The organism is Microbacterium sp. SLBN-111, from assembly GCF_049739645.1.
In the GTDB taxonomy this organism is placed as follows: Bacteria; Actinomycetota; Actinomycetes; order Actinomycetales; family Microbacteriaceae; genus Microbacterium.
Genome location: NZ_JBMGQH010000001.1, coordinates 2,400,713 through 2,423,422, shown reverse-complemented (window position 1 = coordinate 2,423,422; position 22,710 = coordinate 2,400,713). Strand labels below are relative to the sequence as shown.

The window sequence follows — 22,710 nt, the reverse complement described above, 5'->3', positions numbered from 1 at the left end:
CGATGAGCGAAACCCTTCACCTGTGGGCGGTCGCCCCCGCCGCGATCGGAACGTGCTGTCTCGCCGCCGATCGCGCGCGGGTGCGGCCGCCCGAGGTCGTGGCATCCGTGCTCATGCTCCTGGCCATGCTGGATGCCGGGCTGTTCGGGGTGGTTCCGCCGGTGTACTGGACGGCGCTGCTGCTGGCGGCGGCGCTGGGTCTGGCGATCTGGCGCCGTCCGCGCCAACGCCGTGCCCCGCAGGTACCCGCCCTGATGACGCTGCACACGACGCTCGGCATGGTCGTCATGGCCGGTCTGCAGATCGCGATGGGCGGACACGCGACGGCCTCGGAACACGCCCACGGTCTCTCCCTGGCACCCGTGCTCGCCGCGGTGGCGGTCGGCTACGGCCTGCTGTCGCTCACCGCGATGCGCCGGATGCCGGCGCGACTCGACCGGGCGCAGATCGGTGCCATGGTGGCATCCGTCGCTCTCATGGCCGTCGCGGCGGTGTGACCGGGAACCTCGGCGCCGCGACCGGGCACGCCGTGACGAGCGGAGGGCGAGGGACGGCGGGAGGGCGAATCCGTTGAATCCGCCCTCCGCTCGTCCCTCGCCCTCCCCCGGTCACGGCATCCGGGACCGCGGTCAGCGCTTCAGGCGCAGCGTCACCAGCTGGAACGGACGCAGCTCGAGCTCCACCGCGCCGCCCGCCACGCTCGACACCGCGGCGGCGTCGACCTCCCGCTCGAGCAGGTCGGTCTCGACCACGGCCGTGACCTCGAAACCGGCCCGGAGTGTCGCGGCCTGCCGCTGACCGAGCGCCTCGTAGAGCCGCACGATCACGTCGCCGGAGCCGTCGTGCGCGAGCTTGACCGCCTCCACGACGATGCCGTCGCGATCGAGCGCGACCAGCGGCGCGACGTCTCCAGCCCCCTCGATCACACGGAGGGGCAGGTTGGTCCGATACCCCTCCGTCACCGCGTCGGCGACGTCCGCTCCCACGACGATGCCCACCTCGAGGTGGTGCTCGCCCTGGTCCTGCTGCGGATCGGGGAACATCGCGCCGCGGATGATCGACAGCCGCACGAGGGAGAACGTCCCGCCCGCGCCGCGCTCGTGCCGGGTGATGTCGTGACCGTACGTCGAGTCGTTCGTCACGGCGACGCCGAACTCCGGCTCGGCGACGCGCACCCAGCGGTGGGCCGCGGTCTCGAAGCGGGCGGCATCCCACGAGGTGTTCGTGTGGGTCGGACGCGTGATGTGCCCGAACTGGATCTCGGATGCCGCGCGGTCGGTGTGGACGTCCACGGGCACCGCGAGCTTCAGCAGCTTCTGCTGCTCATGCCAGTCGACGTCGATCGACAGCCGCACCGTGCGCGAGCCCGCGGCGAGCGCGATCCGGGTGACCAGGCGCGAGTCGCCGAAGGTCCGCTCGACGACGACCGCGTCACCGTCGATGCGCCACCGCTGCGGCGGAGTCCAGCGGGGTGACGTGCCGGCGGTAGGTCTCGTCGATGTCCCACGCGTCCCACTGGGTCGGCGTGTCGCGGAACAGCTGGAACAGACCCGCCGCCTGCCCCTCCGGGACGACCTCGCGACCGGATGCCACCTCGACCAGCGAGATGAGGAGACCCCGGTCGTCGATCACGGCGTGGACGACGCCGTTGTCCAGCACGTAGCCCTCGCCCTCGGCGCGGGGCGCGACGTCGCGGACCTCCGACGCCGTCGCGATCCCGAGGGCGGGAACGCCCGTGCGGGCGTGCGGAGCGGCGTTCACCGCGAGCACGCGGTCACCCTCCCCCGCGACCGCGCGGAGGCTGTCGGCGATGATCCGCTCGAGCTCGGCGGCGATCGCGGCGTAGTTGCGCTCGGCATCCCGGTGCACCCAGGCGATCGAGGTGCCGGGCAGGATGTCGTGGAACTGCTGCAGCAGCACCAGCTGCCACAGCCGCCGGAACGCGGCCGCGGGATACTCCGCGCCCGTGCGCACGGCCGCGGTCGCGGCCCACAGCTCCGCTTCGCGCAGCAGGTGCTCGCTGCGACGGTTTCCCTGCTTGGTGCGCAGTTGGCTGGTGTAGGTGCCGCGGTGGAACTCGAGGTACAGCTCGCCCGCCCACACGGCGGGGTCGGCGTACTCGGCCTCGGCGGTCTCGAAGAACTCCCGCGGGGTGGAGTGCTTCACGATCGGCGCTCCCTCCAGGGAGTGTGCGCGCGCGATCGTCGCGGTCATCTCGCGGGTGGGTCCGCCGCCGCCGTCGCCGAAGCCGTACGGCAGGAGCGAGGTGCGCGCGCGGCCCTTGTCGGCGAAGTTGCGTTCGGCGTGCGCGAGGTCGGCCGCCGTGACCTCGGAGTTGTACTTGTCGACCGGCGGGAAATGGGTGAAGATCCGCGACCCGTCGATGCCCTCCCAGCGGAAGGTGTGGTGCGGGATGCGGTTGGTCTCGTTCCACGAGATCTTCTGCGTGAGGAACCACCGCGCGCCCGCCGCCCGCATGATCTGCGGCAGCGCACCGCTGTAGCCGAACGAGTCGGGCAGCCACACCTCCTCGGTGTCGATGCCGAACTCCTCCTGGAAGAACGTCTTGCCCTCCAGGAACTGGCGGGCCATCGCCTCGCCGCCGACCATGTTGGTGTCGGACTCGACCCACATGCCTCCCACGGGCACGAACCGGCCCTCGGCGACGCGCTCCTTCAGCCGCTCCCACAGCGCCGGATAGTGCTGCTTCATCCACGCGAACTGCTGGGCCGACGAGCTCGCGAAGACGAACCCGGGGTCCTCGTCCATGAGCGACAGGACGTTCGAGAACGTGCGCGAGACCTTCCGCGCCGTCTCCCGCACCGGCCACAGCCAGGCCGAATCGATGTGCGCGTGCCCCACCGCGTGGAGGATGTGGGCACTGGATGCCGCGGGCGCGGCGAGCAGCGGAGCGAGCACGTCGCGACCGACCTGGGCCGTGCCGGACACGTCGTGCGGATCGACCGCGTCGATCGCGGCATCCATCCCCTCCAGCAGGGTCGCGCGACGCGCGGAGGTCGCGTCGAGCTCGTCGACGAGACCGCGGAGGAGCCGGAAGTCCTGCAGCAGCTCCCACACCGCGAGGTCGCGCAGACCGATGGACATGTCGCGGAGCGTGTACAGAGGCGCATCGCCCGCGGTCGCGGGGTCGCCCAGGTGGGTGGGTTCGAACGTGAACAGGCTCCCGACGTCGGGGTTGGAGGCGGCCTCGACGAGGACGTCGACGCGACCGTCGGCGTCCAGGGCCGCGGGCGTGGCGTTGTTGAACGGAGAGACGCCCTTGATCGGAGCGCCGTCACGGTTCCACACCAGCGCCTCGCACTGGAAGCCGCTCTGCCCGGCGGTGAAACCCAGGTCGATGACGAGCTCGGCGATGGTTCCGGCGGGGAGCGCACCGTCGGCGTCGCGCCACGCGGCCGGGACCTCGCCCCGGACGGCGAACCAGGGTGGTCCCCCACGCCCGGCCCCACGGGGTGCCGACGGCGAACGGTCGATAGTCGGCCGCCGCCGCCTCGGCGAACGGCACCGGCTCCCCCGGCGCCTCCCAGGCGGTGACGGTGAGGGGGTGGCGGGTGCGGTAGACGGCGGGGACGAGGCGCTCGCGGACGAAGCGGTCGATGCGCATCTCGATCAGCGGGGTGCGGTCGTGCATGTGATTTTCCTTGTTGGGGGGGGACGGGTCAGCCCTTGACGGCTCCGGCGAGCGCGAACGAGCTCCCGGTCAGCCGCTGGGTGATCAAGTACAGGAGCAGGATCGGAGCGGAGTAGATGATCGCGAAGGCCGCGAGCTGGCCGTACGCGACGGCACCGTGGCTGCCGAAGAAGGTGAAGATGGCCACCGAGGCGGGCATCTTCTCGGGGCTGAACAGCAGCACGAAGGGGACGAAGAAGTTCCCCCACGCTTGCGTGAACACGAAGATGAACACCACGCCGATCCCGGGCCGCATGAGCGGCAGGATGATCTGGGTGAGCGCCCGCATCGACGACGCGCCGTCGACCCAGGCGGCTTCCTCGAGGGAGACCGGCACGGAGTCCATGAAGTTCTTCAGCATCCAGATCGCCATCGGCAGCGACGTGGCCGCCATGAAGAGGATGACCCCGGGCAGCGAGTCCAGCAGCTTCGTCTGGACGAAGAGGGCGTAGACGGGCACCATCATCGCCGTGATCGGCAGGCACGACCCGAAGAGGACCCCGTACATGAACCCCCGCTGGAACCGCAGGCGGAATCGCGAGAGCGGGTAGGCCGCCAGCACTCCCACCACGACGGTGAGGACCGCCGTGCCGAGGGAGATCAGGGTGGAGTTCCACAGCGGAAGCAGGGTCTGCGACGGCGAAGCGACGTCGAGGAAGTTCTGCAGGGTCAGCCCCTCGGGCAACGAGATCGAGACCGTGGCGTTGGTGTCCACCGCCGAGAACACGATCCACGCGATGGGCACGAGGAAGGACACGCCGATGAGGACGAGCACGATGTCGGACACCCAGCGGGCTCCGCGGCGCGTGGGCGAGGCCACCGAGGGACGCACCCGCGGACGTCGGGTCGGAAGGGACACGGCGGTCATCACTCCACCTCCGGCTTCAGGATCTTGATGTAGAGGACGGCGAACACCGCACCCAGGACGAGAGTCACCGTCGCGATCGCGGTGCCGTACCCGACCTGCGCGAACTGGAACGCCTGCTGATACGCCAGGACCGGCAGAGTCGTGCTCTGGATGCCAGGACCGCCGCCGGTCATCACCCAGATGAGGCCGAAGGTGCCGAGCGTCTGCAGCGTGATGAGCATGAGGTTGGTCGAGATGGAACGACGGATCATCGGCAGCGTGACGAGGAAGAAGCGCTGGACGGAATTGGCGCCGTCCAGCTGTGCGGCTTCGGACACCTCTTGGGGGACCTCGGCCAGAGCGGCGCTGTAGACCTGCATCGAGAACGCGGTGCCGCGCCACACGTTGGCGAGGATGACCGCGAGCATCGGGTACTGGATGAGCCAGCTCACCGGTGCGAGCCCCACGGCCTGCAGCGCGGCGTTCACGGTGCCGTCCGCGGAGAAGAAGGCGTACAGCGCGAACGCGGCGACGATCTCCGGGAGCACCCAGGCCACGACGACGAGGGCACCCACGATCGTGGCCACGGGCTTCGACGACGACCGCATCAGCACGGCCAGGGCCAGGCCCAGTACGTTCTGACCGACGATCGCCGAGAAGAACACGAACGCGACGGTCAGCAGGACCGCTGTCCAGAAGTCCTTGTCGCCGATCAGTGCGGCGTAGTTGTCGAGGCCGATGAACTGCGGTTTCGCCGCCTTGTACCCGGTGAGGGCGGTGTTTGTGAGCGATCCCCAGATCGCGTAGATGATCGGGCCGAGGAGGAAGATCGCCAGGAGCACCAGCGCCGGCAGAAGCGGCGTGGAGCGGCCGAGCGACCGCAGGGCGGAGGCCCGCCTCCTCCCCGCCCCGGTCGGGGCGGGGAGGAGGCGAACCGGAGACGTCGTCGTCATCGGATCAGTTGCCCTGCTCCACGGCGTTCTTGCCGACGATCTTCGTCACCGCGTCGTCGTACGTCGCCGCCGCGTCCTCGGGGGTGGCCTGGCCGGTGATCACGGATTCCGTCGCGGCCTGAAGGGCGCTGGAGATCTGCGAGTAGTCCGGCGTCGTGGGGCGGAAGTGCGTGTACTGCACCAGGTCGGAGAAGAACGAGAACGTGGGGTTGTAGCTCAGGTAGGCGTCGGAGGTCGCCACGTCCTTGCGCACGGCGATTTGGCTGTTCTCCGTGTCGTACTTGAGCGTGTTCTCCTGGTTGAGCGCCATCGCGACGAAGTCGAACGCGGTGCGGGGGTGCTTGCTCTGGGCACCGACGGCGAGGGTCCAGCCGCCGGACATCGACGTGAAGCCGGGGTCGCCGCCGTCCTGCGTCGGCATCTTCGCCAGCCCGATGGTGGTCTCCCACGCGGGCCACGCGTTCTTGCCCTCGCTCCAGCCGCCCGGCAGCCACGAGCCGTCGATGGCCATCGCGAGCTTGCCCTGGGGCAGCAGTTCGGTGGAGACCCGGCTGCCGATCGTGGAGTCCAGCGCCAGATCGAGCGGCGTGGCCACCCCGTCGGCGTAGATGTCCTTGTAGAACTTCAGCGCGTCGGTCATGCCGGCCGACCCGGTGACCCACTTCTGGCTGTCGGTGTTGTAGAGCGTCGAGCCGGTGCCGTAGAGCAGCATCTCCAGACCCTGCATCGAGGTCTGCTCCGCGGCGGCCTTGCCGCCGTAGATGTTGAGCGGGATGACATCCGGCTCGGCCGCCTTGATCTTCTGCGCGGCGGAGATGATGTCGTTCCAGGTCTTGGGCTGCCAGTCGGCGGGGAGGCCGGCGGCGGCGAAGATCTGCTTGTTGAAGTAGATGGCGCGCGTGTCGGTTCCCATGGACACGCCGTAGGTCTTGCCGTCGTCGCCGTAGCCGGCCTGCTTGGCCGCGTCGTAGAACTGGCTCCAGTCGGCCCAGCCGTTGACGTAGTCGTCGAGCGGGAGAAGGTAGCCGGCCGCCGCGTCGGAGCGGATCTGGAAGCTGTCTTCGTACATCACGTCGGGCGCCGTGTCGGGCGAGCCGTTCATGAGAGCGAGCTTGGTGAAGTAGTCGTTCTCGGACTCGATGGGCTGGAGCTTGACAGTGACGCCCGGGTTGGCGGCCTCGAACTCCGGCTTGACCTTCTGGAAGAGATCGTCGAGCTGATGGAAGGCCGAGGTCTTCTGGTACGCCACGGTGATCGTGCGTTCGCCGGATTCGGTCGCGGGGGCGGCGGACGAGCCTCCCGCGCTGCATCCGGCCAGACTCGCACCGACGATCCCGACAACGCCGATCACGCCGAGGGCTCTGATTCGCATTCCTGCTCCTTTGCTAGGTCGCCGACTCCCCCTTCGGGGTCGAACCGCGTTTACTCTATCAAACAGAGTAAATACGGCAAGCACGAATATCGGTGCCTGCTCGGATGCCTTCCCGTGCCCCGGTCCGCACCCGCGTTCGGGGCCCAGCGCTGCCCGCGGCGGAGCTCAGGCGGTGATCATGAGGTCGGCCGGTCGGGCCGTGAACGACTCGTCCAGGATCAGGCAGGCCGCACCGACGGCAGCCACATCCGTGCCCAGGAGAGAGTCCTGCAGCGTCACAGGCAGCGTCGCCGTCGACGCGCGGGAGGACGCGAGGCCCTCCACCAGCGGAACGCGCAGGACGTCGGACAGCGCGGACCACGCCACCCCGCCCACGACGACGGTGTCCAGGTCGAGGAGATTGTTCACCTCGACCACCGCCCTCGCCATCCGCTGCGCCGCGGTCTCGACCACGCTGCGCGCCCGCTCATCCCCCGCTCGGGCGCGCTCGGCGAGATCGCGCAGCGCCCCGGGGAGGCCCGAACCCGCGGAGTACGGAGCGGGATCGATCCCGGCGGCGCGGAGCAGCACTTCGGGCTCGATCGCCACGCCGAGGCACCCGCGCGCACCGCACGCGCACACCGGCCCCGTGGGGTCGACGATCATGTGCGCGATGTTCCCCGCGTTCCCGGTGAGGCCCCGGACCGGCGAGCCCTCCACCGCGAGACCGATGCCGACGCCGGCGCCGTAGTACAGGAACATCGCGTTCGACACGCTGTCGCGGCGGTCGAACCACATCTCCCCCACGATCGCCGCGACGACGTCCTTCTCGAGGACGACGGGCAGGTCCGTGGCGGTGTGGAGCTGATCGCGGAGCGGGACGTTGTGCCACGCGGGCAGCAGCGGCGGGTTCAGCAGGCGCCCGTCGCGCGGATCGAACGGTCCGGGCGCGGCGACGCCGATACCCAGCAGCCGATCGCGCGGCACACCGGACGTGGCGAGCAGGTCGTTGACGGCGTCGGCCAGCGACGCGGTCATCACGGGTCCGGGTGCGGCCGTGAGCGGCGTGTGCTCCGCCCGCGCGACGACCTTCCCCGCCAGGTCGAGAACGACGAGCTTGTCGACGAAGGGGTCGAGGTGCACGCCGACCGCGAACCGCGACTCGGGGTTCAGCGCCAGCAGGGTCCGCGGCTTGCCGGGACCGGCGATGACCTTCCCCGCCTCGGCGATGAGCCCCTCGACCGCGAGACGCCGGGTCAGATTCGTCAACGTCTGCGGCGCCAATCCGGTCCGCTCGGCCAGCTCGCTCCGACTGATGCCGTCCGGGGCGCGCCGGATGAGGTCCAGGACGAGCACCTGGTTGTAGGTGCCGACCGCGGGCAGGTTCGAGCCGCGACGCCGCGATCCCCCGTCCTGCCCCATCGTCATGCGGTAACCGTACCGTCGTCCGCGGGTGTCACGCGCCGAGCGCGAGCGCTGCGGCTCCCAGCAGCGGGCCATCGCCGTCGAGTCCGGACGGAACGACGCGGCACCGACGCGCATACGCGTGCAGGGCCGCATCGTGCGCTGCGGCGGCCACCAGGTCGACGTAGTCGTCGGCGACTCTCGCGAAACCACCCGCGACAGCGACGGCCTCGAGGTCGCAGAGCGTCGCGGCGGCGGCGATCGCCTGCCCGACGGCGGCGGCCGAGCGGCGCACGGCGGCGACGGCGATCTCGTCGCCCTCGCGGTAGGACGCCGCCAGGTCGAGCCCGGTCTCGCCGGCCCACCCACGGGATCGTGCCCACGCCACCGAACCGGGACCGGCGGCCACGGCCTCCAGCGTCGCGGCCGCGGGGTCGCCCTCGATCGTGCGGACGAACGTCTGCCCGAGGTGCCCGGCGTTGCCCGTGGAGCCGGTGACCGGGCGGCCGTCCATCACGAGGCCCCCGCCCACGCCCGTGGACACCACGATCGCCATCGCGTTCGTCGTGCCGACGAGGGCACCGCGCCAGTGCTCGGCCAGCGCGATGCAGGTGCCGTCGAGCGCGAGGGTGAGAGGTCCGTCGACCAGACCGCCGAGGACCTGGTCGATCGCGAGACCCTCGACCTGCGGAAGATTGAGTGGCGAAACCGACCGCGCGGGGAGGTCCACCGGACCGGCGCTGCCGACACCGATCGCGCCGACGCGCACGTCGGGGACGGCGGAGAGCGCCTCCTCGGCGGCGGCGCGGATGTTGCCCGCGATGATCTCGCGACTGTTCTCCCGACCGGTCGGACGCCGGGCGACGCTCGCGCGAACGACCTCGCCCGCGGCGGTGACGACGGCGGCATCCACCTTCGTCCCACCGATGTCGACGGCGAGCACGGCGGCGGCTTCGGTCATGTCGTTCTCCTCGGGTCGGGCAACGATGCCCGATCCTAGGGCCGTCGCGCACCTGAGCAGGTGCCGTATTCCGACCCGCAGCGTGTTCCCGCAGGTTACGATCAGGTCACGGCGGCCCGAAACGCTCCTCCGCCGCGATGCGACACGAGGGATGCCATGGACGAGACGGTGACGCCCGAGGCGGCCCCGCGGCTGCGCCGCCCCGATCTGAAGCCCGTGGGCGCCCAGGTCGAGGAACCCCTGGATGCGGACGGTTTCGCGCGGCTCGCCGAGCGCATCCTCGCGTCGATGTCGCGGGTGATCGACGGGAAGCCGGATGCCGTGCGCAGCGCCCTCATCGCGCTGCTCGCCGAGGGTCACCTGCTGATCGAGGACGTTCCCGGCGTCGGCAAGACGATGCTCGCGCGCGCCCTGGCCGCGACGGTGGACGCCGACGTGCGTCGCATCCAGTTCACGCCCGATCTGCTGCCCGGCGACATCACCGGCGTGTCGGTGTTCAACCCCGTCGAGCGTCGGTTCGAGTTCACGCCGGGCGCGGTCTTCGCGCACATCGTCATCGCCGACGAGATCAACCGCTCGTCCCCCAAGACGCAGTCGTCGCTGCTCGAGGCGATGGAGGAACGCCAGGTCACCGTCGACGGCCGCACCCACGTGCTCCCCTCCCCCTTCCTGGTCGTCGCGACGCAGAATCCGCTCGAGATGGAGGGGACGTACGCGCTCCCCGAGGCGCAACGCGACCGCTTCCTCCTGCGGATCTCCATGGGGTATCCGGATGCCGCGGCCGAGACGCTCATGCTCCGCCAGCGCGACACCGTCAACCCGCTCGATTCCCTCACCCCCGTCGTCTCGGCGCCGCAGGTCACCGCGATGATCGCCTGGGCGCGGGGCGTCCACGTCGCCCCCGCACTGGAGGAGTACGCGGTCGCGCTCGCCCAGGCCACGCGCTCCCACCCCGACATCCGCCTGGGCGCCAGCCCCCGCGCGACCCTGCAGCTCGTCCGCGCGGCCAAGGTGCGGGCGGCGCTCGACGGCCGCGGTTACGTGATCCCCGACGACCTCACGGCGCTCCTCGCGCCCGTCTTCGCCCATCGCGTGATCGCCAACCGGTCGGCGGCGGGCGGCCGGGCCGGCGCCGTCGTCGTGGCGGACGCCCTCGAGCGGATCGCCGCGAGCGTGCGGGTCCCACTGGCCCAGCGAGCGTGAGCACGCCGTGAAGGAGCGCTGGCCGCTGACCCCGCGCGGCACCGGTGCCGTCGCCCTCGCGGTGGTGGCCCTCATCGTCGCCGAGCGCGCAGCGATCCCCGAGCTGCTCTACTTCGGCGTGCTGATGTTGGCGCTGGTGCTGTTCGCGGCGGCGAGCGCGCTCCTCGTCCGCGCGTCCGGCGAGGTCGTGCGCACGGTGAGCCCCGAGGTCCCCGAGGTCGGCGGCCTCGCCGAAGTGCAGCTCGCGGTGCGCATGAACAGCGCGCTGCCGACCCTCCCGGGCCGGTGGTCGGACGACCTCCCGCCCGGGCTCGAGGGGCGCGCGGAGGGCGGCTTCCCCGCCTCGGCATCCACCCTGCGCCGCTCGGGCGCACCGGTGCACCTCCGCTACGAGGTCCGCGGGGCCGCGCGCGGAACCTACGAAATCGGCCCGATCCGCGTCACGACGACCGACCCCTTCGGACTGGTCCGCCGTCGCTTCCGCGTCGGTGGGGCGTCCGCGCTCACCGTGGCGCCCACCGTCGTGGAACTCGGCCCGCTTCCCGCGACCCCCGGCGAGGCGGGCGGTACCCGGCAGAGCGCGGCACTCCAGCTCGGTCAGGGCGCAGACAACCTCGTCGCCCGCCCGTACGCTCCCGGCGACTCCATGCGCCGCATCCACTGGCGGGCGACCGCCCACCGCGACACGCTGATGGTGCGGCAGGAGGAGCAGGAGTCGAGCCCCGCGGCGACGGTCGTGTTCGATCGCGCTCTCTCGCGGTGGTCGCCGACCGCGGCCGAGACCATCGGGGGCGACCGGGCGTTCGAGACCGCGGTGTCGGTCTGCGTCTCCGCGGTGTCGCGGCTCGTGCACGAGGGGTACACGGTCGAGGTCGTCGACAGCGACGGCGAACTGCTCGCCGAGCCCGTCGCGGGCGGAGAGGATGCCGAGGCCCGGGCGCTCGCGGCATCCTTCGCCTCCCTCCGCGCGCGCATCGACGTGCCGTCGCGCCGCATCGTCCCCGCGTCGGTCGCGGCGATGCTCGGCCCGGTGGTCGTCGTCACGGGACGCCTCGCGCCGGACGACTTGCCCCCGCTGCGTGCCGCCGCCCAGCGGTCGGCGCTTCCGCTGCTCATCACGGTGTGCGACGACGACGACGCGCTCGAGGGCACCGGCTGGCACGCGAGCTCGGCGCGCCCCGGCGGCGATGTCGCCCGCGCCTGGGACGAAGCCGCACGACCCGAGGATGCTCGTGTCGGGGGCTGACGGGAACGCCGCGCGACCGGTCCGGCGTCGACGCGACCTCACCCTGCTCGCGCTCGGCGTCTTCGCGGGCATCGTCGCAGCGCTCGTCCCCGTCCTCTCGGTGATCGCCCCGGGCGCCTGGACCGTCGGCGCCGTCACGGCCGCCGCGGCGGTGCTCGCCAGCGGACTCGCGGTGCGGCTCGCCCGCCTCCCCGCGCTCGTGGCCACGCTCGTCGAACTCGTCGTCGGGGTGCTCCTGCTGACGGCGATCTTCGCCCGGTCCACCGCGCTGCTCGGGGTCATCCCCACCCCGACGACCCTCGCCTCGATCCCCGCGCTCTTCTCGGGAGCCGCGGAGGAGATCCGGCTCGGCATCGCGCCGGTCGCCGCCGCCACGGGCCTGTCGTTCGTCCTGGTCGCCGCGGTGACGGGCCTCGCGATCGTGCTCGACCACGTCGTCCTGACCGCGCGGATGCCACTGCTCGCGGGCGTCGGCCTCGTCGCGGTGTCCCTCATCCCGACGATCGCCATCCCCGCGGCGGTCGACGTCCCCGCGGTGCTCGCGCTGGCCGTCGCGATCCTCTTCCTGCTCCGTATGGACGTGCGCTCGCGTACCCGCGCGAGCGGTCCTCAGCGCAGGATCGGACCGCGGGTGTGGGGCGCGTCGGCCACCGCCATCGGGATCGCCGCCGTGTCGGTGCTGGTCACGCTCGTCGCCGTGCCGCTCCTCCCCCAGCCCGGTCTGCGGTTCGCCTCCGGGTCGGGCGCCGGCTTCGGCACGACGATCAACCCCAATCTCGACCTGGGCAACGACCTCCGTCAGCCGCGCAACATCGATGTCCTCACCGTGAACACGACGGGCCCCTCCGCGCCCTACCTGCGTGCGGTCACGTTGTCGCGTTTCGACGGCGCGGTGTGGCAGCCCGACTCGGGCGACACGGTCGCGGTGCCCGGTGACGCCCCCGTGTTCGACCCTCCGCCGGTGGACAGCGACATCGCCGTCTCGACCACGACGACGACCATCAAGGTCGGCGAACTCGACAGCCCCTGGCTGCCCGTTCCCTCCCCCGCGACGAAGGTCACGGGCCTGCAGGGGGAATGGCTCGGCATGCCCGACAACCGCACGATCGTGTCGCGGTCGGGATCGTCTCGCAACCAGGAGTACCAGGTCGACACGACCGTCCCGCGGCCGACGCTCGAACAGATCCGCGCCCGTTCGGTCGGGGGCAGCGAACTCGGCGATGCCGTGCGAGCGCTGCCGGACAACGTCCCCGCGATCATCGGCGACACCGCGCGCTCGGTGACGGCGGGAGCGCAGACCCCGTACGACCAGCTCATCGCGCTGCAGTCGTGGTTCCGCGGCAGCCAGTTCCGCTACTCGCTCGACGCCCCCGTGGAGGCGGGTTTCGACGGAGCGGGAATGGATGCCGTGGCCCGGTTCCTCCAGGAACGCACCGGATACTGCGTCCACTTCGCGTCCGCGTTCGCCGTGATGGCCCGCACCCTCGACATGCCCTCGCGGATCGTCGTCGGATACCTGCCCGGCACACGGTCGGGCTCGGTCGAGCAGCAGGGGCAGACGGACTACACGGTCACGTCGAGCCAGCTGCACGCGTGGCCGGAGGTGTACTTCCGCGGCATCGGCTGGGTCCCGTTCGAGCCGACGAACAGCCTCGGCGTGCCGACCAGCTTCACCTCCGGGTCGACCGGGGGCTCGAGCACCACCACGACCACCCCCGAGCAACGGGATGCCGCGACCCCCGGCGCCACGCGCACCGACGCCCCGCAGCTCGGCGACCAGGACGGCCCCGGCGCGACATCCTCCGGCGTCGGCGCCGCGACCGCACAGAGTGCGGTGCCCGTCCTCGTCGGCATCGGCGTCGTGATCCTGCTGCTCCTCGCCGCCGCGCCGGGTGTCCTGCGCGCGTGGCGCCGGCACTCTCGCGCCCCGCGGATCCTCGCGGGCGACGCGGTGGCAGCCTGGGCCGAGATCCGCGCGGAGGCGGTGGATCTCGGCATCCGTGCCCCCGATGCCGAATCGCCGCGGGCGTTCGCCGCGCGGCTCGTCGAGGAGCACGGCGTGGATGCCGACGACGTCGGGCTCGCGCGCGAAGCGCTGGAACGCGCGGTGTACGCCGAGGACGGCGTGGATCCGGCGCGCGGGCCGGTGCTGGCCGACGCGGTGGAGCGGATCCGCGCACGGCTCCGCGCCGGGGCGAGCGCGGCCGGTCGCGTGCGGGCGCTCGTGCTTCCCCGCTCGCTGCTGCTCCGCGGCGAGCCCGCGCCGGTCGAGGCGCCCGAGCGGGTCGGCTGACGCGGCGTCCCGCTCAGAGAGCGCCGGCCCCCACCCTGCGACGAAGACACTCACGTGAGGTCGCCCCCCGTCGATTACGCTTCAGCGATGGTAGGCGTCGCGGCGATGCACGACCGAGACGACCTCGATGACCAGTTGTTCGTCGACGATCCGGTAGAGGACGCGGTACTCTCCGCGGCGCGCCGAGTACAGCGGGGCGAGGGGCTCGCGCAGCGGCTTCCCCACCCGGCGAGGGTTCTCTCGGAGCGCGCCGAGGATGAACTCGAAAGCTGCGGCCGCGACCTTCTCGGGAAGATCGTGAGCGAGCGCGCGACGTGCCGTTCGCGTGAAGACGACCTCGTACCCGTCGGTCATGCCGTGGCGCGACCACGCGCGGCCATCGCCGCGCGCACCTCGGCGGCGGAGAACATCTCGCCCGCCTCGAGGTCGGCAAGCCCTCGCCGGATCGCGTCGACCTCGTCCGGACGGCTCAAGACGTCGACCGTCTCGAGCAGCGAGTCATAGTCGTCTGCGCTCAGCAGAACCGCCGCACGATCACCGTTCCTCGTCACTTCGAAACGCTCGTGCGTTGATACCGCCGACTCGACCAGCTTCGAGAGATTGGCCCGTGCGTCGGCTAGCGAGAGGGTCGTCATGTACAGAATTATAGCGCTCAGTGGTTCGACATGGAACGACGATGGGCCTCACCCGTCGGGGTGAGGCCCATCTCTGGCGGAAGTGACAGGATTTGAACCTGCGAGGCGAGTTACCCCGCCTACATGGATTCCAGCCATGCTCCTTAGGCCGCTCGGACACACTTCCAACAGACGATCTTACACGGCGGCGGCACCGTCCCCCGCCGCGGGCGACGGCTCGCCATCCAGCAGCGGGCGCGGCACGCGGTGCAGGGTCACCGCGCCGATGGCGTCGAACGGGTGCAGCGGGTCGGGGTCGACCGCGCCGGTGGGACCGCCGAGCTCGGAGTCGGCGAGCGCACTCATCACGGTGTAGGCGTCCATGGCATCCCACCCCCTCTCGATGAAGGCGTCGAACGCGTCCTCGTACCCGCGGCGCACGCTCTCCTGCACGGTGGCGCCGAGGCCGACGAAGATCCACTCCTCCGCGGTCGCGATGCGGGGCGCGCGCAGCGCCATGCCGGGAACGACATCGATGGACACGACCACGGTCCCCTCGGCCTCGATCGCGACGAACGAGGACTCCCCGCGCGCCATGATCGCGTGCACGTCGCCGATCGCGAGCAGCGCGCCGTCGACCTCCACCGGCAGGTACACGGTCGCGCCGGGCGCGATGTCGGTCACGTCCATGTTGCCGCCGATCGCGTGGGCGGGCATCACGGTGCTGGCCGTGCCGGACGCGGGCGCCGTGCCGATGCAGCCGACCATCGGTCGGGGCGCGACGGTCACGGCATCCGTGAGGTGAACGCCCTCAGCGTCGATCGGGATGCGCCGGGTCACGACCCGGTCGGGCATGCGGTCGCGCAGCGCCCCGACACCGGGCAGGCTCATCGCCCACCCGGTGTCGGTCAGCCGGATCTCGTGGATCGTCACCGCCAGGGCGTCGCCGGGCCGGGCGCCCTCGACGTACACCGGACCGGTCACCGGGTTCAGCGGCGCGGTCAGGCGCGCGAGGTCGCCGTGCTCGTGGAGCTCGCGGTACACCGCGTCGTCGGTCTGGAACGCGATGCGCTCCCCCGTACCGGGCGCGATGCGCAGCACCGGCGGGAAGTCGGCGCTGTGTCCGGGACGCCCGAGCTCCTTGCCGAGGCGGTGCGCGATCGTCATCGCGAGGTCACCTCCGCGCCGCCCTCACCGGCGGTCGAGGCGGCGTGCTCGGGCGCCGGGACGGGCGTCACCCCGTACTTGCGGGCGAAGACGAGGTAGACGATGCCGCCGACGACGAGCCACAGGATGCCGCCGATCTTGGCGGTGATGTCGGCGTTGAGGAGCACGTAGCCGATGATGAGGAACCCGATGAGCGGCACGACGAGGTGCAGCAGGTAGTTCTTCGACTTCTTCTTGCCCAGGTAGTAGACCGCCACCGACACGTGCAGCAGGAGGAAGCCGAGGAGCGCGCCGAAGTTCACCAGCGACGAGATCACGGCGATCTGCCCGACGAAGAACAGCACGAGCACGAGTGAGATCGCGCTCACCGTGAGGATCGCCGCGAGCGGAACCTGACGCGAGTTCACCTTCGACAGGAACGCCGGGAGACGCCGGTCGCGGCTCATCGAGTACAGCAGGCGCGAGGTCGCCGCCTGCGCGGCCACGGCGTTGGCGATGCCGACCGCGACGACGTTCACGGCGAGGAACGCGGTGGCCCAGCCGGAGCCGGCGGCCTGCGCCACGAGCAGGAAGAAGGCGTTGTTGACGTCGTCGTCCGAGAACGTGACCGTGCCGGCCGCGAGGGCGCTGGCGAACCACGTCTGGGCGATGAAGAGCACCGCCACCACGAGGAGCGCAATGATCATCGCGCGGCCGCCGGACTTGCGGTCGCCCGTGGACTCCTCCGCCATCGTTGAGATGCCGTCGAAGCCGAGGAAGCTGAGCACCGCGATCGACAGAGCGGTCGCGATGAGCGCGGGGTTGACCTTGTCGGCATCCCACACCGGGGCGATCGAGAACTCGGCGCCGGGGATCGTGCCGGACGAGAGGGCGACTATCGCGATCACGACGAAGATGACGACGAAGGCGAGCTGGATGCCGAGCATCACGCGGTTCGCGAGCTTGATGGACCCGATGCCGAGCACGTTGATGACGGTGTTGATGATCACGAACGCCACCGCCCAGATCCACTGCGGGACGTCGGGGAAGATGCCGGCCATCGACGACGCCGCGAAGACGTAGAGGAGCGTGGGGACGAGCAGGTAGTCGAGCAGGATCGCCCAGCCGGCGAAGAAGCCGACGGTGGGGTGGATGCCGCGCCCGACGTACGAGAACACGGAACCGGCGATCGGGAACGCCTTCGACATCTGCGCGTACGCGAGGGCGGTGAAGATCATCGCCACGACGCCGGTGATGTAGACGAGCGGCACCATTCCGTCGGCGGCGTTGTAGACGACGCCGAAGATCGCCCACGGGGCGATCGGCACCATGAAGACCAGGCCGTAGACGACCAGGTCGAGCGTGGACATGGAGCGCTTGAGCTCCTGCTTGTAGCCGAAGGACTCCAGCGACTGCTGGGCCTCGGGGGCGGTGTCGGACATGGGACTCCTGTTCGGGTGACGGTGGAGCGTAGCGGGTGTGGGGCGGAGCGGGTGTGGGGCGGAGCGGGTCGGCGGGTCAGGGAAGCGGGGCGAGGAACTCGGCGATCACGGCGCGGAACGCGTCGGGCATCTCGAGGTGGGTGCAGTGGCTGGCGCCGGCGAACACGTGCGAACGCGCACCGGGAATGTGCTCCACGAACGGCGCCCACGTCTCGGGAGTCGCCTCGTCGAACTCGCCGGCGACGACGAGGGTGGGGACGGCGACCTGCGGCAGGCGATCGATGATCGTCCAGTCGCGGCCGGTGCCGACGACGTGGAACTCGTTGGGGCCGTTCATGGTGAAGTACACCGTCGGGTCGGCGAGCATCTGCTGCTCGCTGTCGACGAAGTCCTGCGGCATGGGCGTGATGCGGCACACGTGACGCTCATAGAAGACGCGGGTGGCATCCAGGTAGTCGGGATGGTCGAGGGTGCCCTCGGCTTCGTGGCGGTCGAGGGCGGCCCGGGCTTCGGCGGGCAGTTCGGACCGCAGGCGCGCCGCGCCGGCAAGCCAGAGCTCCATGGATGCCGGCGAGTTGCAGATCTCCAGGCTTCGCAGCCCCTCCGGCTGACGCACGGCGATCTCGGCGCCGAGCATGCCGCCCCACGACTGTCCGAGCACGTGGTACTCGTCGAAGCCGAGGGCCTCGCGCAGATTGTGGAACTCGTCGACGAAGAACTGCGGCACCCACTGCTCGACGGGAGCGTCGGGGTGGTGCGAGCTGCGCCCGCACCCGATCTGGTCGTAGTGCACGACGGTGCGGCCGGTGATGTCCGCGAGGGCGTCGAGGTTCTTGACGTAGTCGTGGGCCATGCCCGGACCCCCGTGGAGGACGAACAGCGGCGCGCGGCCGGTGGGCTCGGCGGGCTCGGTGAGGCGGGCCCAGGTGAAGCCGTCGTGGAACGGCACGGTGATCTCGCGTTGCATGGAGTCATGGTGGACCGAGTAAAGGTTCGTTGGCAAACCTTTTCTCGGGATTTAACATGAAAGAAATCGACGGGGAGCCGATGTCCGAGACCGATGACGCGTCACTGGTGGAGCGCGTGACCGAGCGGCTGATCACCGCGGTCGCGGTCGGCGAGTTCCTCCCCGGCACGCGCCTGCCTCCCGAACGCGACCTGTCCCCGCTCCTCGGGGTGGGGCGCACCACCGTCCGCGCCGCCCTCGACGATCTGTCCGCGCGCGGGCTGATCGAGAAGCGTCGGGGCCGGGCCGGCGGCACCTTCGTCGCCGAGGAGTGGCCCGCCTCCGTCGTGGTCGGCGTCGACCGCTGGTTCGCCGAGCGCTGGGACGACCTCGTCGACGCATGCACCGCGAGCTCGCTCCTGCACTCCTCGCTCGCGCGTCTGGCCGCGGAACGGCGGACGGATGCCGATATCTCGGCGATGCACGAGAATCTCGCGGCCTTCCACGCGGCGGATTCCGGAGATGCGAAACAGCGGGCGGACAGCCTGCTGCACCTGTCGATCATCGACGCGGCGCACAACAGCGCGCTGCGCGAGATCCTCCTCGACCACGAGCGGCACCTCTCGCTCTCGGCCCCCGCGCACCCCTGGGGCGACCGCGAGAGCCACCGGCGCATGGAGTCGCGCGCGGGTCGCGAGCACGACGCGATCGTCGCCTCCATCGTGCGCTCGAGCCCCGACGAGGCCGCGGAACTCGCCCGCCGGCACGTCCAGATCGACCTCGAGCTGTTCGCCGAGGCGCGGGAGTTCGCGCGGCGCCGCGCCGCCGCCGCGGCGGGAGACTGACGCGGACGAACGCCGCGCACGCCCTGCGACGGGAGGAGATCCGGCCTGCGGAGGATCGTCCGGGGCCGCGGCATCCTCCCCTCGCCGAATCCCCTCCGCAGCTCAGGTCTCGGCGTCAGGCGCGCAACCGCGCCTCGAGTCCCGCCCGCACCTGAGGCCACTCGTCGCGCAGGATCGAGAAGTACAGCGTGTCGCCGACCGTCCCGTCCGCGGCGATCCGGTGCCGGCGCAGCCGACCCTCGGGCACGGCGCCGAGGCGCTGGATGGCGCGGGCGCTGCGATCGTTGCGGGCGTCGCAGCGGAGCGCCACGCGGTTGAGGCCCCACGCCTCGAACGCGTGGGTCAGCAGCAGCATCTTGGCCGCCGGGTTGGTGCGACCGCCCTGGAACGGCCGCCCGTACCAGGTCGTCCCGATCTCGACGCGCCCCTGCGCGGGCACGTGGTCGTAGAACGTGGTGGATCCGCGCACCCGGCCGGTGTCGGCATCCCGGACCGTGAAGGCGAACATGCCGGGCGTCGCCCGCTGCTGATCGACCCGTTCGGCGTACTCCTCGACGGTCGTGGGCCACGGCGTCGTCATTCCGAGCCACAGATCGGCGTCGGTGAGGGGCCACGCCTCGATCGCGTCGTCGGGGTGCGCGGGGGCCAGACGCAGGCCGAAGCCGACCAGGTCGATGCGGTGGTCGGTCACCGTGCGGCCAACTGCACGAGGAACTCGTCGGCGGCGGCGAGCTGTCGGCGCAGGTCGTCGCGCCGCGTGATCGCCTCCTCGCGGATGCCGTCCAGCCGGGCGCGCAGAGCCGCGTCACCGGGATCGGCGTCCAGTCCGTCGACGACGGCGAGCAGCTCCCCCATCTGCTCGAGCGAGTAGCCGAGCGGCTTCATCCGGCGGATCAGCAGAAGGCGGGACTCGTCCTCGGCGGTGTAGAGCCGGAAGCCGCCCTCGGAGCGGGCCGAAGGGCGCAGGAGGCCGATCTCGTCGTAGTGCCGCAGCGTGCGGATCGACAATCCCGTCCGCTCCGCGAGCTCGCCGATCTGCATCGGTCGGGCGTGATCCATGGCATCCCCGATCCCGTAACCCTCACGTTACGGTAGAGTTTGACGGTCGCACTCGCGACCGCCCCCATTCTCCCCCGCCCCTCCGGAGCCCCCGTGACCGACGTCCTCGCCCGCCCGCGCCCCGAACCCACCGTGGGTCAGGCGCTGCGCTCCCCCCGACTGCTCACCCGAGAGGTGCTCGCCGGCCTCGTCGTGGCGATCGCCCTGATCCCGGAGGCGATCGCGTTCTCGATCATCGCGGGAGTCGACCCGCGACTGGGACTCTTCTCGTCGTTCGTCATGGCCGTCGCGATCGCCTTCCTCGGCGGCCGCCCCGCGATGATCAGCGCAGCGACGGGGGCGATCGCGCTCGTCATCGCTCCCGTCGCCCGCGAGCACGGCGTGGACTACCTGCTGGCCACCGTGATCCTCGGCGGCGTCCTGCAGGTGGCCCTGGGGCTCCTCGGCGTGGCGAAGCTCATGCGCTACATCCCCCGCAGCGTGATGGTCGGGTTCGTCAACGCCCTCGCCATCCTGATCTTCGTCGCGCAGGTCCCGCAGCTGATCGGTGTGCCGTGGATGGTGTACACGCTGACGGCGGCGGGCCTGGCGATCATGTACCTGCTGCCTCGTGTGACGCGTGCGATCCCGGCGCCGCTGGTGGCCATCGTGCTCCTCACCGGCGCGGCGGTCGTGTTCGGCATCTCCGTGCCCACCGTGGGAGATCAGGGCGCACTCCCCGAGAGCCTGCCCATGCTCCTGCTGCCGAACGTGCCCTTCACGTTCGAGACGCTGGCGATCATCTTCCCCTTCGCCCTCGCGATGGCCGTCGTGGGTCTCCTCGAGTCGCTCATGACCGCCGCCCTGGTCGATGAGATCACCGACACCCCGTCATCGAAGACGCGCGAGTCCCTCGGCCAGGGCGCGGCGAACGTCCTGTCCGGCTTCTTCGGCGGGATGGGCGGGTGCGCGATGATCGGCCAGACGATGATCAACGTCAAGGCATCCGGCGCGCGCACGCGCATCTCCACCTTCCTCGCCGGGGTCTTCCTCCTGGTCCTGGTGCTGGTCCTCGGCGACGTGGTCGCGGTCATCCCGATGGCCGTCCTGGTGGCCGTCATGATCGTGGTCTCGATCGCCACGTTCGACTGGCACAGCATCCGCCCGTCCTCCCTCCGGCGGATGCCACTGAGCGAGACGACCGTGATGGTGGCGACGGTGGCGGTGACGGTGTGGACCCACAACCTCGCGATCGGGGTCGGCGTCGGCGTGATCGTGGCCGCCGTGCTGTTCGCCCGGCGGGTGGCCGGAGTCACCCGGGTGCACCGCGAGGTCGACGCCGACGTCGCCCGCTACCGGGTGGAGGGCGAGCTCTTCTTCGCCTCGAGCAACGACCTCACCACGAAGTTCGCCTACTCGCGCGACCCCGCCCGCGTGCAGATCGACCTCTCCGGTTCGCACATCTGGGACGCCTCGACCGTGGCCGCGCTCGATGCGGTCGAGACCCGGTACGCCCGCCTCGGCACGAACGTCGAGATCGTCGGGATGAATGCGCAGACCGCGCGTCTCCACGACCGACTGAGCGGGAGGCTCGGCGGGCACTGATCCGTCGGGCGAGCCTCAGGACCGGAGGGTGGTGGAGGGGGTCTCGCCGAACTCCGCCCGGTACATCGCGGCGAACCGGCCGAGGTTGGAGAACCCCCAGCGCGCCGCGATCGCGGCCACGGTGTCGACCGAGGGGTCGGCGGTGCGCAGGTCCGCGCGGGCCGCATCCAGACGCACCCGACGGACGTACTGCATCGGCGTCCGACCGGTGGCCGTACGGAACGCGTATTGGAGGCCACGCGGCGAGAGACGCGCCGCGTGCGCGATGTCAGCGAGCGCGATGGGTCCGGTCGCGTGGGCTTCGATGTACGCCTTCGCGCGGCGCACCGGCGCGGGGAGCGGCCGGGCCGATCGCCCGGCGGCGAGCGCCTCGGTGAAGCTCGACGGGAACGTCAGCAGCGACGCCTCGAGCAGGAGCGAACGCACCTGCTGCTCGACGAGGGGCGTGCGCTCGGGCGAGCGCAGCAGGACGTCGCGGCCGTACTCCCACGTCCGGGTCCAGTAGCGCAGCCGCTGCTCGGAGATCGGGGCGTGCCCGGCCGGGCGCACGCGGAGGGCGTCGTCCCCCGAGAGCCGACGCGCCGCCTCGTCCACGTCACTGCGGGTGAACGACACCGCGGTCCCGGCGACGCGGCCCGAGAACGCGATCTCCAGCGGTCGGTCGACCACGACGAAGGGCACCGCGGTGTCGATGTGTTCGCGTCGATACGTGGCGCGGATCCGGGGGCCGACGATCCGCCCGACGATCATCTGGTCGCCGGGGTCGGACTCGATGAGCATCGTCGACCCCATCGTCCAGTCGCAGAACCCGAATCCGGGCTCCGCAGCCCCGTGGAAGACGAAGGCGGGTTGGATCTGGTCGGCCCGGGAGATGCGGGCGCCGGGGACGACCGTCTGCCACATCTCCTCCACTGTCGCCGTATCTCTGGTCTCGACGTACGTATGCTCCACGCGCACTTCCTAGATTGCTCTTGCCGAAAGTGGATAGACCGTTGCGCGCACGAGGGTTTTGTGGGATGGAACCGGTCCCATTCCCGGCCGGAATGCGCACGGTGCCCGAGAGCATCCATAATCGTGGGAGTCGCAGCCCCCGCCGCGCGCTCAGAAGTTGGGACACCACATGCC

General features: G+C 71.1%; 19 protein-coding genes, 1 tRNA gene and 1 pseudogene. 6 read left to right on the top strand and 15 right to left on the bottom strand.

Annotation, left to right across the window (positions count from 1 at the left end; all coding sequences use genetic code 11):
• The first annotated feature begins 2 nt into the window (after positions 1 to 2).
• Positions 3 to 497, top strand: coding sequence for a hypothetical protein (locus RKD05_RS11220; protein ID WP_424710077.1), 495 nt, complete (start codon positions 3 to 5; stop codon positions 495 to 497).
• Between the two features lie 132 nt (positions 498 to 629).
• Here RKD05_RS11220 and RKD05_RS11215 read toward each other — a convergent pair.
• The 6 genes and pseudogenes from RKD05_RS11215 to RKD05_RS11190 form a co-directional block, all read right to left on the bottom strand.
• A pseudogene (locus RKD05_RS11215) lies at positions 630 to 3,652 on the bottom strand (alpha-mannosidase).
• Positions 3,653 to 3,680: 28 nt separating this feature from the next.
• Positions 3,681 to 4,559, bottom strand: a complete 879-nt coding sequence (locus tag RKD05_RS11210) for a carbohydrate ABC transporter permease (protein WP_036327259.1) — start codon at positions 4,557 to 4,559, stop codon at positions 3,681 to 3,683.
• Complete coding sequence (locus RKD05_RS11205) at positions 4,559 to 5,491, bottom strand: carbohydrate ABC transporter permease (RefSeq protein ID WP_424710075.1); 933 nt, start codon at positions 5,489 to 5,491, stop codon at positions 4,559 to 4,561. The genes RKD05_RS11210 and RKD05_RS11205 overlap by 1 nt, the downstream gene beginning before the upstream one ends.
• A 4-nt stretch (positions 5,492 to 5,495) precedes the next feature.
• Entirely contained in the window at positions 5,496 to 6,863 is a 1,368-nt protein-coding gene (locus tag RKD05_RS11200) for an extracellular solute-binding protein (protein ID WP_424710073.1), read from the bottom strand.
• A gap of 165 nt (positions 6,864 to 7,028) precedes the next feature.
• Complete coding sequence (locus RKD05_RS11195; RefSeq protein WP_424710071.1) at positions 7,029 to 8,270, bottom strand: ROK family transcriptional regulator; 1,242 nt, start codon at positions 8,268 to 8,270, stop codon at positions 7,029 to 7,031.
• A 28-nt stretch (positions 8,271 to 8,298) separates the two neighbouring features.
• A complete protein-coding gene (locus RKD05_RS11190; RefSeq protein WP_424710069.1) occupies positions 8,299 to 9,207 on the bottom strand; it encodes an ROK family protein in 909 nt (302 codons plus the stop codon).
• Between the two features lie 288 nt (positions 9,208 to 9,495).
• Here RKD05_RS11190 and RKD05_RS11185 point away from each other — a divergent pair, with 288 nt between their 5' ends.
• The 3 genes from RKD05_RS11185 to RKD05_RS11175 are packed head-to-tail and all read left to right on the top strand — an operon-like array spanning position 9,496 to position 13,949.
• Positions 9,496 to 10,410 carry an AAA family ATPase gene (locus RKD05_RS11185; RefSeq protein WP_424711820.1) on the top strand — a complete coding sequence of 305 codons (915 nt, stop codon included), beginning with the start codon at positions 9,496 to 9,498 and terminating at the stop codon, positions 10,408 to 10,410.
• A gap of 7 nt (positions 10,411 to 10,417) precedes the next feature.
• Positions 10,418 to 11,656: a DUF58 domain-containing protein gene (locus tag RKD05_RS11180; RefSeq protein ID WP_424710067.1), complete on the top strand. Its 1,239-nt coding sequence runs from the start codon at positions 10,418 to 10,420 to the stop codon at positions 11,654 to 11,656.
• On the top strand, positions 11,643 to 13,949 hold the full coding sequence (locus tag RKD05_RS11175; RefSeq protein WP_424710065.1) for a transglutaminase TgpA family protein: 2,307 nt from the start codon (positions 11,643 to 11,645) through the stop codon (positions 13,947 to 13,949). Before RKD05_RS11180 ends, RKD05_RS11175 begins: the two co-directional genes overlap by 14 nt.
• Positions 13,950 to 14,030: 81 nt before the next feature.
• On the opposite strand, the gene RKD05_RS11170 is transcribed toward RKD05_RS11175, so the two are convergent.
• The 6 genes from RKD05_RS11170 to RKD05_RS11145 all read right to left on the bottom strand — a co-directional run bounded on the left by RKD05_RS11170 (position 14,031) and on the right by RKD05_RS11145 (position 18,118).
• Entirely contained in the window at positions 14,031 to 14,303 is a 273-nt protein-coding gene (locus RKD05_RS11170) for a type II toxin-antitoxin system RelE family toxin (protein WP_424710064.1), read from the bottom strand.
• Positions 14,300 to 14,584, bottom strand: coding sequence for a type II toxin-antitoxin system Phd/YefM family antitoxin (locus RKD05_RS11165; RefSeq protein WP_278102368.1), 285 nt, complete (start codon positions 14,582 to 14,584; stop codon positions 14,300 to 14,302). The genes RKD05_RS11170 and RKD05_RS11165 overlap by 4 nt, the downstream gene beginning before the upstream one ends.
• A 74-nt stretch (positions 14,585 to 14,658) precedes the next feature.
• A tRNA-Ser gene (locus RKD05_RS11160) sits at positions 14,659 to 14,750 on the bottom strand.
• Positions 14,751 to 14,761: 11 nt separating this feature from the next.
• The gene (locus RKD05_RS11155) at positions 14,762 to 15,730 is read right to left on the bottom strand and encodes an acetamidase/formamidase family protein (protein ID WP_424710062.1); all 969 of its coding nucleotides are present in this window, start codon (positions 15,728 to 15,730) and stop codon (positions 14,762 to 14,764) included.
• Positions 15,727 to 17,151 (bottom strand): APC family permease, encoded by a 1,425-nt coding sequence (locus tag RKD05_RS11150; RefSeq protein ID WP_424710061.1) that lies wholly within the window; start codon positions 17,149 to 17,151, stop codon positions 15,727 to 15,729. Before RKD05_RS11150 ends, RKD05_RS11155 begins: the two co-directional genes overlap by 4 nt.
• A 76-nt stretch (positions 17,152 to 17,227) precedes the next feature.
• A complete protein-coding gene (locus RKD05_RS11145; protein WP_424710059.1) occupies positions 17,228 to 18,118 on the bottom strand; it encodes a proline iminopeptidase-family hydrolase in 891 nt (296 codons plus the stop codon).
• Positions 18,119 to 18,198: 80 nt separating this feature from the next.
• Between RKD05_RS11145 and RKD05_RS11140 the strand changes: the two genes are divergently transcribed.
• The gene (locus RKD05_RS11140; protein ID WP_424710057.1) at positions 18,199 to 18,942 is read left to right on the top strand and encodes a FadR/GntR family transcriptional regulator; all 744 of its coding nucleotides are present in this window, start codon (positions 18,199 to 18,201) and stop codon (positions 18,940 to 18,942) included.
• A gap of 115 nt (positions 18,943 to 19,057) precedes the next feature.
• Here RKD05_RS11140 and RKD05_RS11135 read toward each other — a convergent pair whose 3' ends face one another.
• A complete protein-coding gene (locus tag RKD05_RS11135; RefSeq protein WP_424710056.1) occupies positions 19,058 to 19,633 on the bottom strand; it encodes a GNAT family N-acetyltransferase in 576 nt (191 codons plus the stop codon).
• Positions 19,630 to 20,001 carry a MerR family transcriptional regulator gene (locus RKD05_RS11130; protein ID WP_026095764.1) on the bottom strand — a complete coding sequence of 124 codons (372 nt, stop codon included), beginning with the start codon at positions 19,999 to 20,001 and terminating at the stop codon, positions 19,630 to 19,632. The genes RKD05_RS11135 and RKD05_RS11130 overlap by 4 nt, the downstream gene beginning before the upstream one ends.
• A 93-nt stretch (positions 20,002 to 20,094) precedes the next feature.
• Between RKD05_RS11130 and RKD05_RS11125 the strand changes: the two genes are divergently transcribed.
• Entirely contained in the window at positions 20,095 to 21,585 is a 1,491-nt protein-coding gene (locus tag RKD05_RS11125) for a SulP family inorganic anion transporter (protein WP_424710054.1), read from the top strand.
• A gap of 15 nt (positions 21,586 to 21,600) precedes the next feature.
• Here the strand turns inward: RKD05_RS11125 and RKD05_RS11120 are convergent, their stop codons facing one another.
• Entirely contained in the window at positions 21,601 to 22,536 is a 936-nt protein-coding gene (locus RKD05_RS11120) for a helix-turn-helix transcriptional regulator (RefSeq protein WP_424710052.1), read from the bottom strand.
• Positions 22,537 to 22,710 lie beyond the last annotated feature (174 nt).

Excerpts from the sequence above, each read along its gene's own strand:
- RKD05_RS11210 (WP_036327259.1), bottom strand. The coding sequence starts at position 4,559 with ATGACCGCCGTGTCCCTTCCGACCCGACGTCCGCGGGTGCGTCCCTCG.
- RKD05_RS11140 (WP_424710057.1), top strand. The coding sequence starts at position 18,199 with ATGTCCGAGACCGATGACGCGTCACTGGTGGAGCGCGTGACCGAGCGG.
- RKD05_RS11145 (WP_424710059.1), bottom strand. The coding sequence starts at position 18,118 with ATGCAACGCGAGATCACCGTGCCGTTCCACGACGGCTTCACCTGGGCC.
- RKD05_RS11150 (WP_424710061.1), bottom strand. The coding sequence starts at position 17,151 with ATGTCCGACACCGCCCCCGAGGCCCAGCAGTCGCTGGAGTCCTTCGGC.
- RKD05_RS11200 (WP_424710073.1), bottom strand. The coding sequence starts at position 6,863 with ATGCGAATCAGAGCCCTCGGCGTGATCGGCGTTGTCGGGATCGTCGGT.
- RKD05_RS11170 (WP_424710064.1), bottom strand. The coding sequence starts at position 14,303 with ATGACCGACGGGTACGAGGTCGTCTTCACGCGAACGGCACGTCGCGCG.
- RKD05_RS11185 (WP_424711820.1), top strand. The coding sequence starts at position 9,496 with ATGTCGCGGGTGATCGACGGGAAGCCGGATGCCGTGCGCAGCGCCCTC.
- RKD05_RS11220 (WP_424710077.1), top strand. The coding sequence starts at position 3 with ATGAGCGAAACCCTTCACCTGTGGGCGGTCGCCCCCGCCGCGATCGGA.
- RKD05_RS11130 (WP_026095764.1), bottom strand. The coding sequence starts at position 20,001 with ATGGATCACGCCCGACCGATGCAGATCGGCGAGCTCGCGGAGCGGACG.
- RKD05_RS11165 (WP_278102368.1), bottom strand. The coding sequence starts at position 14,584 with ATGACGACCCTCTCGCTAGCCGACGCACGGGCCAATCTCTCGAAGCTG.
- RKD05_RS11155 (WP_424710062.1), bottom strand. The coding sequence starts at position 15,730 with ATGACGATCGCGCACCGCCTCGGCAAGGAGCTCGGGCGTCCCGGACAC.
- RKD05_RS11190 (WP_424710069.1), bottom strand. The coding sequence starts at position 9,207 with ATGACCGAAGCCGCCGCCGTGCTCGCCGTCGACATCGGTGGGACGAAG.
- RKD05_RS11205 (WP_424710075.1), bottom strand. The coding sequence starts at position 5,491 with ATGACGACGACGTCTCCGGTTCGCCTCCTCCCCGCCCCGACCGGGGCG.
- RKD05_RS11195 (WP_424710071.1), bottom strand. The coding sequence starts at position 8,270 with ATGACGATGGGGCAGGACGGGGGATCGCGGCGTCGCGGCTCGAACCTG.